The sequence below is a fragment of the Mesorhizobium sp. M2A.F.Ca.ET.039.01.1.1 genome (assembly GCF_003998035.1).
GTDB lineage: Bacteria > Pseudomonadota > Alphaproteobacteria > Rhizobiales > Rhizobiaceae > Mesorhizobium.
The window spans coordinates 1-931 of sequence record NZ_RZRY01001308.1 but is presented as its reverse complement, the minus strand read 5'-3'; the positions used below and the strand labels follow the sequence as shown (position 1 = coordinate 931).

Genomic DNA, 931 nt, shown 5'->3' with positions numbered 1-931 from the left:
GGGACCCGTCGGCAATGGAGCCCACAGTGCCATGGGACCAACGGCCGTCCTCAGGGTGGATGACCGCATCCAAGTGCTGCTGACCACAAAGCCGGCGGATACTATTGATCCAGCTGCTTTTACAAGCCAACACGTGGTTATCGGAGATCTCGATTTCGTAGTCGTTAAATCAGGTTTCCACTTTGTTTCGAACTTCGCCGGTCTAGCTACGCCCGTGCTAGTGAATACGCCTGGCGTTGGTTACTACAGAAAACATCAGTTCGAGTTCCGGAAAGCGCACTTCTGGCCCGAACACGATATTGCCAGTCCCGAAATCACCGCCCGCCGGCATTCCGTCGCCGCTCCATAAAACGTGTAGGGGCGACTGGGAGTTAACCAAATTATAAAAAGAGAGGAACGAAGCATGACAATCACTAGACGCGAAATTCTCAAGACAGGTTTGGCCGCCGGAACGGCGTTATCCATGCCGACAATCCTTCGGGCGCAGACCACGCCGGCGGACGCGCGCACGGTACGTTGGGCCGTTACTAACCTGTATGTGTTCGATCCCGTCATCTCAATAGATGCGTCACAGCATGCTTATGCGATTTACGACACGCTTTTTGCACCCAATCTCAAAGGGATAGCACAGCCGCAAATGGTAGAAAAGTGGGGCCTTTCCGAGGACAAGAAGACCTACACATTCCAACTCCGTGAAGGCTTGGCCTTCCACGACGGCAGCCAAGTCACCGCGGCGGACTGTGTGGCCTCCATACGACGTTGGGGCCAGGTGGACGCTGGTGGAAAACTGATCCTGGCCAGAGCCAAGGACATCTCGAAAAAAGACGAAAAGACCTTCACGTTTACGCTTAACGAACCGTTGCCGCTTCTCATACCTTTACTCGCATCCACCGGCGGGTATCCTCTAGCTATTATTCGCGGGGAAAAAGCG

The 931-nt window shown here is 54.2% G+C and carries 2 protein-coding genes; both read left to right on the top strand.

Annotated features, from left to right (window positions below):
* Positions 1–349 (top strand): MlrC C-terminal domain-containing protein (locus EOA24_RS39495; RefSeq protein ID WP_189354658.1); only part of this gene is annotated, 349 nt, incomplete at its 5' end.
* Positions 350–403: 54 nt separating this feature from the next.
* On the top strand, positions 404–931 hold a 528-nt coding region (locus EOA24_RS39490), incomplete at its 3' end, for an ABC transporter substrate-binding protein (protein ID WP_245501992.1).